The sequence below is a fragment of the Leptotrichia sp. oral taxon 221 genome (genome assembly GCF_018128245.1).
Classification (GTDB): Bacteria; Fusobacteriota; Fusobacteriia; order Fusobacteriales; family Leptotrichiaceae; genus JABCPH02.
On sequence record NZ_CP072378.1, the window covers coordinates 671,543 to 689,256 of the forward strand.

At 27.6% G+C, this 17,714-nt stretch carries 17 protein-coding genes; 15 read left to right on the plus strand and 2 right to left on the minus strand.

The window, feature by feature from the left end:
* Positions 1-4 precede the first annotated feature (4 nt).
* From J4863_RS03050 to murA, 6 genes are all read left to right on the plus strand, one after another.
* Positions 5-817: an NAD(+)/NADH kinase gene (locus J4863_RS03050; RefSeq protein WP_211618993.1), complete on the plus strand. Its 813-nt coding sequence runs from the start codon at positions 5-7 to the stop codon at positions 815-817.
* 55 nt (positions 818-872) lie between these two features.
* Entirely contained in the window at positions 873-2,540 is a 1,668-nt protein-coding gene (gene recN / locus J4863_RS03055; protein WP_211618994.1) for a DNA repair protein RecN, read from the plus strand.
* A complete protein-coding gene (locus J4863_RS03060) occupies positions 2,541-3,500 on the plus strand; it encodes a tyrosine-type recombinase/integrase (protein WP_249111565.1) in 960 nt (319 codons plus the stop codon).
* A 177-nt stretch (positions 3,501-3,677) separates the two neighbouring features.
* Positions 3,678-4,091, plus strand: a complete 414-nt coding sequence (locus tag J4863_RS03065) for a phospholipid phosphatase (RefSeq protein WP_211618995.1) — start codon at positions 3,678-3,680, stop codon at positions 4,089-4,091.
* Between the two features lie 70 nt (positions 4,092-4,161).
* Complete coding sequence (locus J4863_RS03070; RefSeq protein ID WP_211618996.1) at positions 4,162-4,752, plus strand: DUF1694 domain-containing protein; 591 nt, start codon at positions 4,162-4,164, stop codon at positions 4,750-4,752.
* Entirely contained in the window at positions 4,745-6,013 is a 1,269-nt protein-coding gene (gene murA, locus J4863_RS03075; RefSeq protein ID WP_211618997.1) for a UDP-N-acetylglucosamine 1-carboxyvinyltransferase, read from the plus strand. Before J4863_RS03070 ends, murA begins: the two co-directional genes overlap by 8 nt.
* Positions 6,014-6,356: 343 nt before the next feature.
* Here murA and J4863_RS03080 read toward each other — a convergent pair whose 3' ends face one another.
* Positions 6,357-6,719 (minus strand): DUF4870 domain-containing protein, encoded by a 363-nt coding sequence (locus J4863_RS03080; protein ID WP_211618998.1) that lies wholly within the window; start codon positions 6,717-6,719, stop codon positions 6,357-6,359.
* Positions 6,720-6,814: 95 nt separating this feature from the next.
* On the opposite strand from J4863_RS03080, the gene holA reads away from it, so the two are divergent.
* Positions 6,815-7,798 (plus strand): DNA polymerase III subunit delta, encoded by a 984-nt coding sequence (gene holA, locus J4863_RS03085; RefSeq protein ID WP_211618999.1) that lies wholly within the window; start codon positions 6,815-6,817, stop codon positions 7,796-7,798.
* Between the two features lie 230 nt (positions 7,799-8,028).
* On the opposite strand, the gene rpsT is transcribed toward holA, so the two are convergent.
* Positions 8,029-8,295, minus strand: coding sequence for a 30S ribosomal protein S20 (gene rpsT, locus J4863_RS03090; protein ID WP_211619000.1), 267 nt, complete (start codon positions 8,293-8,295; stop codon positions 8,029-8,031).
* Between the two features lie 207 nt (positions 8,296-8,502).
* On the opposite strand from rpsT, the gene J4863_RS03095 reads away from it, so the two are divergent.
* The 8 genes from J4863_RS03095 to J4863_RS03130 all read left to right on the plus strand — a co-directional run bounded on the left by J4863_RS03095 (position 8,503) and on the right by J4863_RS03130 (position 17,683).
* Positions 8,503-10,977 (plus strand): helicase C-terminal domain-containing protein, encoded by a 2,475-nt coding sequence (locus J4863_RS03095; RefSeq protein ID WP_211619001.1) that lies wholly within the window; start codon positions 8,503-8,505, stop codon positions 10,975-10,977.
* Between the two features lie 13 nt (positions 10,978-10,990).
* On the plus strand, positions 10,991-13,069 hold the full coding sequence (locus tag J4863_RS03100; RefSeq protein WP_211619002.1) for an HD family phosphohydrolase: 2,079 nt from the start codon (positions 10,991-10,993) through the stop codon (positions 13,067-13,069).
* 21 nt (positions 13,070-13,090) lie between these two features.
* Complete coding sequence (gene ybeY, locus J4863_RS03105) at positions 13,091-13,555, plus strand: rRNA maturation RNase YbeY (protein WP_211619003.1); 465 nt, start codon at positions 13,091-13,093, stop codon at positions 13,553-13,555.
* Positions 13,556-13,609: 54 nt separating this feature from the next.
* Positions 13,610-14,416, plus strand: coding sequence for a diacylglycerol kinase (locus J4863_RS03110; protein WP_211619004.1), 807 nt, complete (start codon positions 13,610-13,612; stop codon positions 14,414-14,416).
* Positions 14,417-14,531: 115 nt separating this feature from the next.
* Positions 14,532-15,452, plus strand: a complete 921-nt coding sequence (locus tag J4863_RS03115; RefSeq protein ID WP_211619005.1) for a manganese-dependent inorganic pyrophosphatase — start codon at positions 14,532-14,534, stop codon at positions 15,450-15,452.
* 29 nt (positions 15,453-15,481) lie between these two features.
* Complete coding sequence (locus J4863_RS03120; RefSeq protein WP_211619006.1) at positions 15,482-15,835, plus strand: hypothetical protein; 354 nt, start codon at positions 15,482-15,484, stop codon at positions 15,833-15,835.
* An 81-nt stretch (positions 15,836-15,916) separates the two neighbouring features.
* Positions 15,917-16,588: a peptidylprolyl isomerase gene (locus J4863_RS03125; RefSeq protein WP_249111566.1), complete on the plus strand. Its 672-nt coding sequence runs from the start codon at positions 15,917-15,919 to the stop codon at positions 16,586-16,588.
* Positions 16,589-16,693: 105 nt separating this feature from the next.
* Positions 16,694-17,683, plus strand: coding sequence for an ABC transporter substrate-binding protein (locus J4863_RS03130; RefSeq protein WP_211619008.1), 990 nt, complete (start codon positions 16,694-16,696; stop codon positions 17,681-17,683).
* Positions 17,684-17,714 lie beyond the last annotated feature (31 nt).

Here is a 17,714-nt window from a genome sequence, read left to right on the forward strand (position 1 = left end):
ATTTATGAGTGAACATAAAAATATATTAAAAAAAATAAGATATGTGAAAAGTGAGTATCTAGATGAAAGTTTATTGAAAGAGTATTATGAATATATAAAAAATAATGGTATTGAAGAAGTTGAAGATGTATCAGAGGCAGATTTGATAATATCTTTTGGTGGAGATGGAACGACACTTGTTGCAGCGAAGGAAGCTTTGAAGAAAAATGTGCCTGTAATGGCTGTAAATATGGGAAGTTTAGGTTATCTTGCTGAAATAAGTCCAGAAAATTTAGTTGAGATGTTAAAAAGATACCAAAATGGACAATATGTAGTTGATGAAAGAGCTTTTTTGGAAGTAAAATATAATAAAAAAACTTATTATGCTTTGAATGAGTTAGTTTTGTTAAAGGGTGGAATGATGTCGCATTTAATACAAGTGGAAGTTTATGAAAATAATACTTTTGTTAATGAATATCGTGCTGATGGGGTAATTGTAGCAACACCTACAGGTTCTACAGCATATTCACTTTCAGCAGGAGGTTCCATTGTCTATCCAGGTTTGAAGGCAGTAACAATAACACCATTGTCACCTCAAGGACTAACAGCACGACCAATTATCATTGATGGGGGAAATACTCTTAGTTTTAAAGTGTTTTCAAGAGATAATGATGCACATTTGAATCTTGATGGAAGTATCTGTATTAAAGTTAAACAAGATGATACAATAAACGCAAGATTATCTAATAAAAAAGTAAAAATAATAAAATCAGGGAAGAATGATTACTACAGTATTTTAAGACAAAAATTAAAGTGGGGAGACGCTATAATAAAATAAAAATTTATTGATTTAAAAATAAAAGGTGTAAAAAGGAATAGGTGAAGGATTAGAAATGCTAAGAGAATTAAGGTTGAATAATTTAGCTATAATAAAAGATTTGAATTTAGAATTTGATGAAGGACTAATTTCGATGACAGGAGAAACTGGAGCGGGGAAATCAATAATATTGGATGGAATTTCTTTGCTAATCGGTGAAAGAAGTCATTTGGAAATGATAAGAACAAATGAGGAAGGTCTTTATGCAGAAGGTATTTTTGATTTGAATGAAAATCAGAAAAAAAAATTGAATGAACTTGGTTTTGAGATTGAAGATGATGAATTAATAGTTTCTCGTTATTTTGATAGAAATTCAAAAACGAAAATAACTGTAAATGGTGTTAGAATGACAGTTTCTAGATTAAAAGAACTGATGGTTAATATTATTGATTTAGTAGGTCAGCATGAGCATCAATATCTATTAAATAAAAATTATCACTTATTATTGTTGGATAAATATTTGGAGAGAGAAGGTCAAGATTTACTAAAGGAAATAGAAGAAACAGTTGGAATTATAAAAAAATTGAATAGTAAAATTGATAAAATTGAGGTTGAAAAGAAAAAAGTTGAGGAAAGAAAAGATGTTTTTGAATTTCAGTGTAATGAGATAAATGGCTTGGACTTGAAAGTTAACGAAGATGTTGAACTTGAAGAAGAATATAAAATCTTGTTTAATGCTGGGAAAATAGGTGAAAAATTACAAGATTCAGCTCAAAGATTAAAAGATGGAGAATTTTCAGTGATAAGTTCTTTAGGAAAGGTTAAAAGAAATTTAGAGCAATTAGTTGGAATTTCAGAAAATTACAATGAGTTGAAAGATAAAATTGAGAATATTATTTATGACTTGGATGAAATTGCTTATACTGTGGATGATTATATTGAGGATATTGAGTTGGATGATGACAGGCTTGAAAAGGTTGTTAAGCGTATTGATGAAATAAATAAGTTGAAATTGAAATATGGTTCGACAATTCAAGAAATATTAGATTATAGAGACGATATTCAAAATAAGTTATCGCTAATTAATTTTGAAAATAATGAATTAGAAACTTTGAAAAATGAAAAAAATGAGAAGGAACAAAAATATTATGAACTTTCAAAAAAATTAAGTGCAATAAGAAAAAGTGTTGCAAAAAATTTAGAAGTTACAATTCATGAGCAATTAGAAGATTTGAATATGTCTAATGCTAAGTTTAGATTCAAGTTTGAGTTTTTGGAGCAAGATGTGGTAAATTCTAAAGGGATTGACGATGTGGAATTTATGATGACAACAAATGTAGGTGAGGATTTTAAACCACTTGCAAAAATTGCTTCAGGTGGAGAAATCTCAAGAATTATGTTAGCTTTAAAAGTAGTATTTTCAACGGTTGATAATATTTCAGTATTGATTTTTGATGAGATTGATACGGGAATTTCTGGAGAGACTGTAAAAAGAGTTGCGGATAAATTGAAAGAGTTATCTGGAAAAGTGCAAGTAATTTGTGTTACTCATTCGCCACAGATCGCAGGAAAAGCACGACAACAGTTTTTCATTAAAAAAGAAGTTGAAAATAATGTTACAGAAACAAAGGTCCGAGAATTGACTCAAGAAGAGAGAATTAAAGAAGTTGCAAGAATAATTTCAGGAGATAAGATTACAGAAGCATCGATTACTCATGCGAAAGAAATAATGGGGTTGCTATAAATGGGAAAAGATATGGAACAAGAAAAGCTAGAAATAGAAGAAAATTCAGAAAAAAAAGAAGAAAAACAAAAGGAAGAAAGAATTAAGTTAAAAAGAGAAGTTAATGTTAGAATAATAGATTTTTTAGATTTTTTGAGATATGAAAAGGGAAGTTCAGAAAATACGTTGATTGGATACGAAAGAGATTTAAAACATTTTTTTTTGAGTATTAGTAAAAATGTAGAGGAAATTCAAGAGGACGATATTTATAAATATATTGAAAAAATTGGTGAAAAGTTGAAACGAAATTCGATATTGCGAAAAATTTCTGCTATTAGAACTTTTTATAAGTTTTGTTATTTGAATAAAATTGTAAAGGAAGATCCTACAAACATGATAAGAAGTTTAAAGCGAGAAAAAAGACTTCCAGAAACATTGACATTGCAAGAAATAAAAAGAATTGTAGACAACTGTAATCACACACCAGAAGGTATGCAAAATAAGATGATAATAAAATTTTTGATAGCAACTGGAGCGAGAATTTCTGAAATTTTGAATCTCGAAATAAAAGATGTTGAAAATCAAGAATATGAATTTATAAAAGTTTTAGGAAAAGGTTCTAAATATAGAGTGATCCCAATTTATGATGGATTAGAAAAAGAGATAAAGGATTATTTGGAAAATTATAGACCAAAATTGAAAAATGCAAAAGAAAATTTTAAAATATTTCCAAATACAAAAAGATCAAAATTTTGGAAAAATTTGAAGAAAATATCGAAAGATGCTGGAATTGAAAAGAACGTTTATCCACATATTTTTAGGCATTCAATCGCAACAGCATTATTAAAAAATGGTGCTGATATAAGAATTGTTCAAGAGATTTTAGGTCATGCAAATATATCGACAACAGAAATTTATACACATATAGAAAAATCAACTTTGAAAAAGATTTATAACAATATAAATTTAGGTGACGATTAATATTTTTATAAATTGTTATTTTGTAAAATAATTGAAGATTTAGCCTTGAAAAATATTAAAAAAAGGTATATAATTGTTCGTAAAATATAAAAAATAATGTAATATGAAAATGATATGATTATTTATTTATAAATTTTTAAATTAAGAAAAGTAGAGATTATTTAAGGAGGAAAATAAGTGTTTAAAGAAAAAGAAGTCGATAAAACTGAAAAACTAATAATTCTAGCAATATCTATTGTTTTGTATTTTGTTATTTATGCAATAACGAAATTGGAAGTAATATCGCCTTATATGGGGGTTGTTTGTTTGATTTTGTTGTATATGTATTCAAAATATAATTTAATTAATATCTTTTTTTCCAGTAAAAGAACGACTTTTAAAATCTATATTTTTATGATGATATCGATAGTATGTTTCGTTAGATTTCCTTTTTCGATACTAAACCTTATAATCTATATAGTTTTATTAATTGTTTTACGGAATTTACTAATTAGTGACGAAGGGAAAAATCAAATTCCAAAAATTGATAATTTTATGAAATTATATGTATTATTTGAAATAATTTTCATTATAACATTCATTTTCTTTTAAAGATTTTGAACAAATGATATTTAAAAATTTATAAATTTATGATAGAATGCCTATTATGAATGGAGAGAAAATGAAAATGAATAAAAATATTTCTAGTACAGATTTAATGAATTCAATTGAAAAATCAAAAGATAGAGCTTTTGAAGCAAAGATAGAAAAAAACATTTATTTAGGAGAATATAAAGAAAGAGTAATTGCAGCATTGACATTTTCTCAAGTAAAAGAAAAAGGCATTTATCCTGAAATAGAAGATGCCTTGGGAGATAAAGCTGCAAAAAAATTATTAATTTCAAGGGAATTAGGCTTTGATTATTCAAAAAAATATATTGAAATATCAAAAAGAAAAAATATTCCGTATAAATTAGTAGATAGTATAGTTAATACAGGAGAAATTGGATTAGTTGTTGCGTCAGATGATGCAATAGAAAATCCTTTGGATAATCCGATAGTAAAAACAGCAAAAGAGAAATTTAAAGAAGCAGGACTACCAGATATTTATTTTGAAGCTTTAGAAAAATCAATTTGTGATTTTCATATGGATATAATAAAAAAAGAAATGCCTGAATATGAAAAAAAATACAAAGAATTAAACTTTTTAGATAAACTTTTTGGTGCAAAATGTCCAATATGTCAAAAATTAGGAGGAAAAAAACGTGGTTGATGGATTTAAGGTAAAAGGAAAAACGCCTTTGAATGGAACGATAAAAGTAAGTGGAGCAAAAAATGCAGCTTTACCAATTATAATTGCAACATTAGTTGCTAAAGGGGAGTACATTTTAAGAAATGTACCAAATTTAAGAGATATTAGAGTACTAATGAAACTTTTAGAAGATTTAGGTATGGAAACAGAAAAATTAGACGAAACTACTTATAGAATTGTAAATAATGGTTTTAAAAGAAATGAAGCAAGTTATGAAATTGTAAAACAAATGAGAGCGTCATTTTTAGTAATGGGGCCTATGATTGCTAACTTGGATGAAGCTGTTGTATCACTTCCAGGAGGATGTGCGATTGGTTCTAGACCAGTTGATTTACATTTGAAAGGATTTGAATTATTAGGAGCGGAAATAACTAGAGTACATGGTTATATTCATGCAAAAGCTGATAAACTAAAAGGAGCAGAAATTCCTTTAGGATTCCCAAGTGTTGGAGCTACACAAAATATTATGATGGCAGCAGTAAAAGCACCTGGAAAAACAGTAATTTCAAATGCAGCAAGAGAGCCTGAAATTGTAGATTTAGGAAACTTTTTAAATAAAATGGGAGCTAAAATTACAGGATTAGGAACACCAAATATTGAAATTGAAGGTGTAGAAGAGCTTCATGCAGTTGAATATTCAATTATGCCAGATAGAATTGAAGCTGGAACTTATGTAATTGCTTCATTAATAACAGAAGGTGAATTAAAAATAGAAAATGCTAATTTAGATGATTTAGGCGTATTTAAAACTGAATTAGAAGCAATGGGTGTAAAATTTGAGAAGGAAGGGAATATTTTAACAGTAATTGGTGATTTGAAAAAATTAAAACCAGCAAAAATAAAAACTTTACCTCATCCAGGATTCCCTACTGATATGCAACCTCAAATGATGTTGTTACAAGCATTAGTAAATGGTGGAAGTTCTATGGAAGAAACTGTATTTGAAAATAGATTTATGCATGTTCCTGAATTCAATAGAATGGGGACAGATATTATAATAAAACATGGAATTGCTATGATAAATGGTGGATTATCATTAACTGGTGCTGAAGTTATGGCTTCAGATTTAAGAGCAGGAGCAGCATTAGTATTAGCAGGACTTGTAGCTGATGGAGAAACTATTATTAACAGAGTTTATCACATAGATAGAGGGTATGATAAATTAGAGCAAAAATTGAATGCAGTTGGTGCTGATATTCAAAGAATTAAATTAGATATTTAAAGAATTTGTGAATATATTTAAGATATTAAAAGACCAGTTTAGTAATGAATGGTCTTTTTTTCTTTGGAGATAATTTCAAAGGATACTTATAGTAAAATTGTTTTAAAAAAACAAATTCAAAAGCTATAACTATTTTAAAATTATACTCAAACTTATTTAAAATTAAAATACTAAAAATTGTATAAATTGGGAGTTGAATAAAATAGTCATAGTTTTTTGAGTTTAATTTTAAGGTGGTTTTATTATAAAATGATGTTTTTATATTTCATTGTTTTTTAAAAATATCTGTGATAAAATAAAAAAGAAGTCATCTTTAAAAAGATAACTTCTAAAAATGTTAAAATTAATCAACAAAAAAGAAATCTGTAATTGTATCTATAAAAGGAATTTTAAACTCTTTACCTAAAATAGATAAAATTATTGAGATAACTTGGATTATACAAATAAGTGTCATTAAAATTGCGGCAACATAAGTACCAATGTATGCAATAAGTAAAGTTAATGAGCTAACTGTAAAGAATATACTAACAATTAATGTTTGTTTTGAATATTCTCTAACAAAATTGTTATTTTCTTCAATTATTAACGCTAATATTGGGAAAAAAATATTGAATCCTGGTATAAAGAAACTTAAATTAATAAGAAAAGCTGCAACATTAGCTCTTAAACCAGCAATTGATTTTTGTGATTTAACATCTAAATTCATAAAAAAACCTCCTAATTTATATGATACGTGAGAATTTTAGCATAAAAAAAATAAAAAATCAATTTAATTTTAAATAGAAGAAAAAAGGGAGAGAAATGATATATTTTATAGGTGGATTGAAACATAGAGAATTCAAGTACTTTGAGATATTGGAACAGATAAGAAAAGAAACACCAAATATTTTAGAGACAGTGTTCGATGCGAGTTTAAAAGAAGAAGATCGGTTTTTAGAAAAAATAAGTATGAATTCGATATTTTCTGTTCCTGAGATCGTAATATTAAAAAGAACTGAAAAATTGAAAAATATTGAAAAATTATTGGAATATATTGAAAGTTTGAATATACAAAATAAGGAAATAATTATTGATTATTTAAAGGAAGATGGGAAACTAGGTTCAAAACTTATTAAAAAGCTAGAAGAGTTGAAGCAAAATGGAGATTTTAAGGTTTATTTGTATTTGAAATATAGTGATGACGAAATGAGGGATTACATTTGTCATGAATTAGGTGTTTCTAAAAGGGATGCTATGCTTTTAATTGAAATGGTTGGAAAAAATCCATTTAAAATAAAAAATGAGGTTGGAAAAATAAAAGCTTATTTGGGTGGAGATAATTTTGTTCTAGAGGAAGTTAAGAAAATTGTATCGATAGAAAAAGAATTTCAAATTTATCAGATTGTTCGAGAAATATTGACAAATAACATTTTGGAAGCGATGGATTATTTGAAGAAAACGAAGGAATATATGGGAGTGTTGTATTCGCTTTATGGTGAGTTGGAAGCAATGTATAAGATAAGTTCGTTGAAAAAGGAAGGGAAAGTTTTTAGTAGCAATTACAATGTTTTTAAGAAGCAATTTGAAGAATATGAAGATATTTTTAAAAATAATGGGAGAATTCCAAATCCGTACGTGATTTATAAAAAATTGGAGATAGAAAAAAATTATACTAAAGATAATTTAAAAAGATTAGTGTATAGATGTTGGGAAGTGGAAAGGGATATAAAAACAGGGAAAATTGAGATGGCTCCAGCAGTAGAAAATTTAATATTGGAAATTATTTCTTGTTTTAAAGTATTTTAAGTTCTTGAATTTTTAAATGAATTAGAATAGATGGGGAGAGTATAAAAATTTTTGTGTAAATAGAATAGCAAAGTACTGAATTTACTAGATTTATCTATTAGTTTACAAAAAATTATAAATATTCTCTGAATAGATAAAGAAAATAAAAAAAGGATTGTTATCGAATAGATTTCAATCCTTTTGTTTTTTACTAATTTTAAAAAAATTTTTTTAAAATTAATCAAAAGCAATTACTTAGCTAATGAGTTAACTTTTAATGCAAGTCTAGATTTTTTTCTTGAAACAGTGTTTTTCTTAAGAACACCTTTTGTTACAGCTTTATCCAATTCTTTGTAAGCAACTTGTAATGCTGTTTTTGCTTCGTCGACATTTTTAGCTTCCACAGCTGCAAGTACTTTTTTTACGAAAGTTTTAACTCTACTTCTTATAGCTTGGTTTCTTTCTGCATTTCTTTTACCAATAAATACTCTTTTTTTAGATGATTTAGAATGTGCCATTATAATCTCCTTTCTAATATTTAATATATTTAATATATTTATGAACATTGCTCTATAACATAGTATATGCAAATTACAAAGTATGATATCATTTTTTTCAATAAAAATCAAGTGATTTATCAAATTTTTTTAGAATAAGAGGTTTTTCAAATAAAAAAGTTGAAAAAAACGAATAGATATAGTAAAATCTTTTATATAGGAGGAAAAATGGAAATTACAGATTTGATTAATGTCGAGACGATTGAACGGATAAAAGTAGAGATAAAAAATGCTAAAGGGAATGAAGTATTTTTTAGGGGAATTCCTGATAGTGAGGGAATGGTAGTAGATATAGAAGTGATTGCTAGAGGAAATGAAAGTTCTGTAGCGGCATTATTGAATAAAATGAGAAAAAATGAGGTAATAATACACAATCATCCTTCAGGAGTATTAATTCCTTCAGATGAAGATGTTGCAATATCAAGTATGTATGGAGATGTTGGAGGTGCTTCATATATTGTAAATAATGATGTTGATGATATTTATGTCATCGTTCCATTGAAGGAATTTATTAAAATTAATGTTGACGATTATTTTGGAGAAAATGGGATTATACATAAAACTTTTAAAAAATTTGAGCCACGTAAGGAACAGTATGAAATGGCTAAATATATTGAGAAAAGTGTAAATGAGAATAAAAAATTGTTGATTGAAGCGGGAACTGGGACTGGGAAAACAATAGGATATTTATTGCCTACATTACTTTATGCGATAGAAAATAATTTGAAAGTAATTGTTTCCACGAATACGATAAATTTACAAGAGCAGCTTATAAATAAAGACATTCCATTGTTGAAGAAAATATTAGGGAAGGATTTTTCGTATCAAATAGTAAAAGGGCGAGGGAATTATTTGTCAAAAAGAAAATTGAGAAATGTGGATATTTCTGAGTTGGAATCAGATACTGAAAAGGAAAAAGAAGAGAAGGCGTTAATAAGAAATTTGTTGGAATGGGATGAAAATATTACTGAAACAGGTGATAGGAGTGAACTGAAATATGAAGTACCGCTATCGGTTTGGGAAAAGGTGAACAGTGAAGTGGATATGTGTAAAGGGGTTAAATGTCCACATTATTCAGAGTGTCATTTTTTTAAAGCTCGAAAAAATATTTCAGATGCAAATTTGCTAATTGTAAATCATCATATGTTTTTTGCAGATTTGTCGATTAGAAATCAAACAGGATTTTATACAAACTATTCGATATTACCAAATTATGATATTGTTGTGTTTGATGAGGCACATAATATTGAGGATACAGCAAGAAATTATTTTACGTTTGAAGCGACGAAGATATCTTTTGGACGTCTTATGGGGAATATTTTTAATAGAAGAGCAACTGGTTCAAATAATGCAGGAGCTTTAATGAGAGCGTTAGCTTATTTGAATGAAAGTTTGGATCAAGAAACATATGTGAAAATTGATGAAATGAGAGATGCAATCGTAAAAGAATTAAATGATTTCTATGATACAGGAATTGATATTTTTGATAAGTTTATGGCAATGTTTTCGCAAGAGGATGCTAGAGAAATTAAAGTTAAATTAGATGAGAAAATTTTAAGAAATAATCCAAGATGGCAAGAAATAAAATTGGCAAATCAAAAATTTAAAGAAATTTACGGAAACTTGGTTTTACAAATAAATAAATTTTTAAATTTTGTTGGGAATTTGAATTTAGAAGATAAAGAAGGTTATATTTTTGATTTTTCAAGATATTATGAAAGATTAAAGAAATATTATAAGAATTTTGAGTTTATTATTGAGGCGAAGGAAGATGGTTTCGTTTATTGGTTAAACATAACTTCTGTGAGATCTAATGTAAAATTATATGCAACGCCTTATGATATTTCAGATGAACTGAATGAAAATTTATTAACTAAATTGGATCGAATGATATTTACTTCAGCTACATTGGCAGTTGATAAGAAATTTGATTATTATAAAAAAAGTATAGGATTGAAAAAAGAGAAAAAATCAAAAATTTTAGAAAAAATTATAAAATCACCATTTAATTATGAAAAACAAATGAAAGTTTATATTCCAACTGATGCGTTGGAACCTACAAATCTTGAATTTTTGAATGATTTAGAAGACTTTATTAAAGAATCGATAAAAGCTACAAAAGGACATTGTTTCTTGTTATTTACATCTTATAGTATGATGAATTATTTGTATAATAAGATAGTAAGAACTTTTAGTAAAAACGAATATACGATTATTAGACAAAATGATTATCCAAGACATGAAATGATAGAAATTTTTAAACATTCTAAAAATCCGATATTGCTTGGAACGGATAGTTTTTGGGAAGGTGTAGATGTTCAAGGAGATCAGTTAAAGTCAGTAATTATCGTGAAATTGCCATTTAAAGTGCCTAATGATCCAGTAACAGAATCGATAATTGAAAATATTAAAAATAATGGACAAAATCCATTTAATGATTATCAAGTGCCACAAGCGGTTATAAAATTTAAACAAGGAATTGGTAGATTAATTAGAAGTAAAACAGATTATGGTAATATTATTATTTTAGATAATAGAATTATTAAAAAATATTATGGAAGGAAATTTTTAGAGACATTGCCTAAAAATGCTATAAAAGATAGTAAAGATAATATTTTGAAATTAATGAAATCTGGGAAATAAAGGGAGGATAAAAATGAATTTTAATATACTAGGCCGAGAATTTCTTTTTGAAATGAAAGATAATAGAAATCGAGATACTAGAAATAATGTAAAAAATACTATTCGAAAAAATAAGGGTAAATTTATTTATAGATTTTTACTATTATCGATAATATTTTTTATATTTGGAATTTTCGTAGAAGCAATTCGATTAAAACCAAATTATACGGTTGGAAGTATAGCAGAATCAGATATAATCGCTTACAAAAATGTAACTTATTCTGTTGATTTGCTAGATGATAATATTCAAGATAAAATTTTTAGAAATACAACGCCAGAGTATGATAAAATCCCAGAAGTTAATAAAGAAACGCGAATTGCGATTAACGAATTTTTTAGGGATTTGAGAGAGACTAAATTTTATAATGATGACGACATTAAGAAATTTATACAATCAAGGAAGTATAATTTAACAGTAGAAGATGTAAAAAAAATACTAATTAGAGTAGAAGATCCAAGTTATCTTGTAAATATTTCTGATATTGTTTCTGAAATTTATGATGAGGGAATTATAAGGACAGAGGATTTTCCTCGAATAATAAGAGAAAAAGAGATTAGAGCTGATAATTTAGATTTAAAATTCTTGAAAAATTTTATAAAGCCAAATTTGAAATTAAATGAACAAGAAACTGAGAAAAAAATTGCTGATAATATTGCTTCTCTTAAAGACAGAGAAGTGAATATTTATAAAGGGGATACAATTGTAAAAAAAGGCGATATCATAGATAATGACGCCTATTTGAAATTGGAAAAGTTAGGAATGGTAAGAGGTGGAGCTAAGATTATAAAAATAACGGGATTAGTGATAACTTTTATTATATTAATCGCTCTATTATATACGATTTTAAAAAGAAATTGTAAGGAATTAATGGAATCCAATGTTTTCTATCCAATGTTAATAACGATAATATTTTTAGATGTATTGTATATAATTTTTTTAAAGAATAATTATTTTACATACATATTGCCATTTGCGATGTTGCCTTTGATAGGAACGATATTGGGTGGTAGGTTATTTTCATTTGTGTTGACATTTACAAATATACTTGTTTTATCGCGAGAGGAATCTTGGCTTTTAGTGATGATTGCAGTTGCATTGGTTGCAATATATAAAGCTGACAATCTTACAAGTAGAAGTGATATTATAAAAATAAGTTTATTTCTTGGAATATTTCAAGCAGTTGTTTCAGTTAGTTATGGACTTGTAAATCAGTTAAATCTCGTATTGTTGATGACGATTATAATTTTTTCAGTATTTGGAGGACTTATAACAGGTGTAATTTCGTTAGGAGTGTTGCCGTATTTTGAAAACACGTTTGATATTTTGACGAACATGCGGTTGCTGGAATTAAGTGATTTTTCGCATACGTTATTGAAACAATTGTTGGTAAAAGCGCCTGGAACATTTCATCATAGCATAATGGTTGGTGCATTGGCAGAAAGTGGAGCTGAAGCGATTAATGCGAACGCTACATTTGCTAGAATTGCCTCATATTATCATGATATTGGAAAAATGAAGAGACCAGAATTTTTTGTGGAAAATCAAAAAGGTGGAGAAAATCCTCACAATAAGACAAAACCATCTTTAAGTGCATTAATATTGACTTCGCATACAAAAGACGGATACATTATGGGAAAACAAAATAAATTGCCAAAAGAAATTTTAGATGTAATATTAGAGCACCATGGTACTACTTTAGTTCAATTTTTCTATTATAAGGCTTTGGAAAATGGAGAAAAAGTTGTTGAAAGTAATTTTAGATATAGTGGTCCAAAACCGAAAACTAAAGAATCAGGAATTATTTTGATGGCAGATACTGTTGAGGCGGCTGTAAGAACATTAGAGGATAAAAGTAGAGAAGGTATCGAGAATTTTATTAGATATTTGATAAGAACGAAAATAGATGATAATCAGTTGAGCGACTCAGCATTGACTTTAGGAGAGATTGAAAAGGTTATACAAGCATTTGTAAATACATTGCAAGGAGTATACCACGAAAGAATTAAATATCCTAAATTAGATGAAAGAAGAAAAAAGAAAATTGAAAAATAGAAGGAAAGAGAGAGAATAAAGATGTTAGAGTTAGATATAACTTATGAAATTGAAAAAGTTGATGAGTTTTTTGATGAAGATAAAATTACTGAATTTGTGAGTTTTATTTTGGAAAAAGAGTTTGGAGATGAAGTTCAAGAGAAGGAATATTATTTGTCGCTAATGATTACTACAAATGAAGCGATTCGAAAGATTAATAGAGAATATAGAGACAAGGATATGCCGACAGATGTAATTTCTTTTGCCTATAACGAAACTGAGAATATTGGGCCTATGAATGTGCTTGGAGATATTGTAATTTCGATGGATAGAGTTAGAGAGCAATCTAGCGAGTATGGTCATTCAGACGAAAGGGAATTTTATTATGTTCTTTGCCACGGAATGTTACATTTATTAGGGTATGACCACATTGAAGAAGAAGATAAAAGAGTTATGAGAAAAAGAGAAGAAGAAATTTTAGAAAAATTTAATTATGTTAGAAATTAAGATTATGAAAACAAAAAGTAAAAATTAGACTTTCAGTTTTAGAAAGGAGAAGAAATGAAAGATAAAAAAAGTTTAAAAGAGAGATTCAAACTTTTTAATAGACATCGATATGAATGGGATGTAAAAAAAGAAAGAGAAAGAGATAGAAGAATTATAGACAGTTTTAATTTTGCGATTGAAGGATTGACGGCTGCGATTAGAAATGAAAAGCATATGAAAGTTCATATTATAGCATCGATTATAATTGTAATTTTGGCGATAGTTACTAATGCAAGTAAAGTAGAAATTTTGATAATTTCATTATCGGTTTCATTTGTGATAATTACTGAGTTAATGAATACGTCGGTTGAGGCTTTGGTAGATATGGTTTCGCCTGAAAGACATCCACTTGCAAAATTGGCAAAAGATGTGGCAGCAGGAGCGGTTTTAGTGGCAGCGATAAATGCACTTTGTGTAGGATACTTATTATTTTACGATAAATTATTGGATATCTTTGATAGTAAAGATATGCTTCATACGATTGCGGCTAGAAAAGGAAATGTTTCAATTTTAATTATAATTTTAGTTGCAATTTTAGTAATAATAATAAAATCATTGTTTAATAAAGGGACTCCGCTTGAAGGTGGAATGCCTAGTGGTCACAGTGCTATAGCATTTGCTGTATTTGGTATACTTTTGTATATGACTTCTGATGTAAGAATTTTGGGATTGGCATTTTTCATGGCATTGTTAGTTGCTCAAAGTAGAGTAAAAGCTGGGATTCATAGTTTTAAAGAAGTGCTTGCTGGAGGATTTTTAGGATTTGTAGTAGCAACTTCAATAATGTTTTTTTTAGCTAGTTTTGGGATATTATATAATTGATTAAATATTTTAAATAAAAAATATTAAAAAAATAAAAAAAACTATTTTAAAATTAAAAGAGATAAGGTATAATGATAAAGTAAATTTATAAAAATAAAAAAATTAGGAGGAAAAGATGTCAATATTAGTTTTTGGACACAAAAATCCAGATACAGATACAATTTGTTCAGCAATTGCTTATGCTGAATTAAAAAATAAATTAGGAAAAGATGTAAAACCAGTAAGATTAGGAGAAATTAACGAAGAAACAAAATATGTTTTAGATTATTTTAAAGTTGAAAAACCTGAATTAGTTGAAAATGTAGCTGGAAAAGAAATTATTTTAGTGGATCACAACGAAAGAACTCAAACTGCTGACGGATTTGAAGAAGCAAAAGTTTTAGAATTAATTGATCACCACAGAATTTCTAACTTTAATGTAGACGAACCATTAATGGTAAGAATGGCACCAGTAGGATGTACTGCAACAATTATTTTAGGAATGTACAAAGAAAATGAATTAGTTCCTTCAAAAGAAGTGGCAGGATTAATGTTAAGTGCAATTATTTCTGATACATTATTATTCAAATCTCCAACTTGTACAGTATGTGATGTGAAAGCTGGAAAAGAATTGGCTGAAATAGCAGGAGTAAATTTAGAAGAATACGGATTGGAAATGTTAAAAGCAGGAACAGCATTAGGAAACAAATCTGAAGCTGAATTAATTAACATGGATATGAAAGTATTTGAAATTGACGGTAAAAAAATTGGGGTAGCTCAAGTAAATACTGTTAATGAAGAAGAAGTTTTAAAAAGAGAAGCTAAATTAGTTGAAGAAATTAAAAAAATTAGCTCAGAAAAAGGATTAGAATTTTTCATGTTTGTTATAACTAATATTTTAACAAATGATTCCGTTGCAATTGTTACAGGAAATGGAAATGATTATATTGAAAAAGCGTTTAATTCTAAAGTTGAAAATGGATTGGTAACTTTAAAAGGAGTAGTTTCTAGAAAAAAACAAATTATTCCACCATTGACAAAAGCAATCCAAAGTTAAAGTAGAGTTTTAAAGAAGGAAAAAATAGAATGTCAATAGTAAAATTAAAAAAAAGAGAAGAGTTGAGAATTTTATTCGGAGTTAGATTGCCAGATATCGTTATGGGTTTGTATAAAGAGATGAAAAATACAAAACGTTCAAACGAGGTTATACGAGAAATTTTGAATATGGATCCAAAAAGGGTATTTACTGTAGTTGATGTCCAATATGGAAGTGGCGAAGAAGCATTACTTCTTGTAATCTATGATAATTTAATGGAAGAAAGAGAGCTTTTAAAATATAATTTAGAAGTAGATAAATTCGATTTTAGAATTTTAGAGTTTGATTTTAATAATAAAATTGATGTGGAAGAATTGATTTTAAGAGTGAAAAGAAGTTTTTAGAAAGGAAAAGGCAATAAAAATAGTTAAAATTTTTATTAGCTACAAAATTTGCCGACATTAGGATTTATGAGAAAAATAGTGATGTTAGTAGGTATTTTGTTATTGTTAATTTTAAATATAGGAAATGCGAAAACTGTAAAATCTCAAAAAAAATCAAAGTCAAAATCAGAAACAAAACAAAAAGTTGATAAAAAAGAAGATAAAGCTAATGAAAAGTTTTTGAAAGAGATGGAAGATTTTAGAATGGAAGCAGTTATTAGAACGACAAAAGGAGATATAAATGTATTTTTATATCCAGAAGCTGCTCCTAAAAATGTGGCAAATTTTGTATTCCTGGCTAAAAATGGATTTTATGATGGATTATCTTTTAGTAAAATAACGTTTCCAGAGGCTATTGTACAAGGTGGCGACCCAGTTGGAGATGGAACAGGTGGAACAGGATATTTAGTAAATGATGAAATTGTTAAATGGTTAAATTTTAATACAGAAGGTATGTTAGCAATGGCAAATAAAGGACCTAATACTAATAGTAGCCAATTTTTCTTCACTGCTATACCTGCACCTAAATTTAATGGGAAATACACTATAATAGGTGGAACCAAAACAAAAGATGATTTAAATATAATAAAATCTTTGAAAATAGAAGATAAAATCATAACAATTGATATAAAAGGTTATAAAATAAACGACTTTTTAAATTACTTTTCAAAAGAAACTAAAGAATGGTCTTCATTTTTGAGAAGTTACAGATAGGATTAAAAATAGTTATAATAAGTGTTGTGATTTGTAATTAATAAAAGTTATAGTTAAAAAATAAAAAAATATATTTTAAAATTATTTATGTAGGAGGAGATTCAGATGAAAAAAATTATGAGAGGTGTACTGTTATTCGGTATGTTAGGAGGCATGCTAATGTCATGTGGAAATAAAAATGAAGGAGCTCAAAATACTCAAAGTAAAAGTAGTTCTAAGTCAGAAAAGGTTTTTAGGATAGGATTATCGCAAATTGTAGACCATCCAGCATTAAATGCTGCGAAAAAAGGATTTAAAGATGCTTTGGAAAAGGCAGGAGTTAAAGCAGAGTACGATGATAAAATAGCTAATAATGATATGGGTGCTCAAACATTGATAATGCAACAGTTTTCGTCAGATAAAAAGGATTTAGTATTTGCAGTTACAACGCCAACAGCTCAAGCAGCTAAAAATCAGGTGGATAAATCAATACCAGTCGTATTTGCGTCGGTAACGGATCCTAAAAGTGCAGGATTAGAAGGAATTCCAAATGTTACAGGAACAAGTGGAGCAGCTCCGATTAATGAAAATCTTAAATTAATGAGAAAAATATTTCCAAAAGCAAAAAATATAGGTATAATTTATAATTCATCTGAACAAAATTCAGTTTCTGAAGTAAATAATTTGAAAAAATTAGCTAAAGAAAATGGTTTTAATGTTGTTGATAAAGCGATAACAAATGGGACAGAACTTTTAGCAGCAGCAAATATAATTTCTAAAGAAATAGATATTTATTATGCAACTCAAGACAACACAGTTGCATCATATTTTGCAGCATTGTTAGACGTTTTAAATAAAGCGAAAGTTCCAGTATTTGCAACAAATGATGTTTACAGTAATGCAGGTGCATTTATTTCTCAAGGTACGACAGATTATGGAATTGGTTACCGTTCAGGAGAAATTGCAGCAGAAATTTTATTAAAAGGTAAAAAACCGAGTGATTTCCCAATAGAAACTGTAAAAGATTTACAAATAAAAGTTAGTAAATCTAATATGGAATTTTTGGGGATAAAATTACCTAAAGATGTTGAAAGTCAAGTAATATTTACTAAATAGAAAATTTTGATATAGGAATGTTTCATAAAGT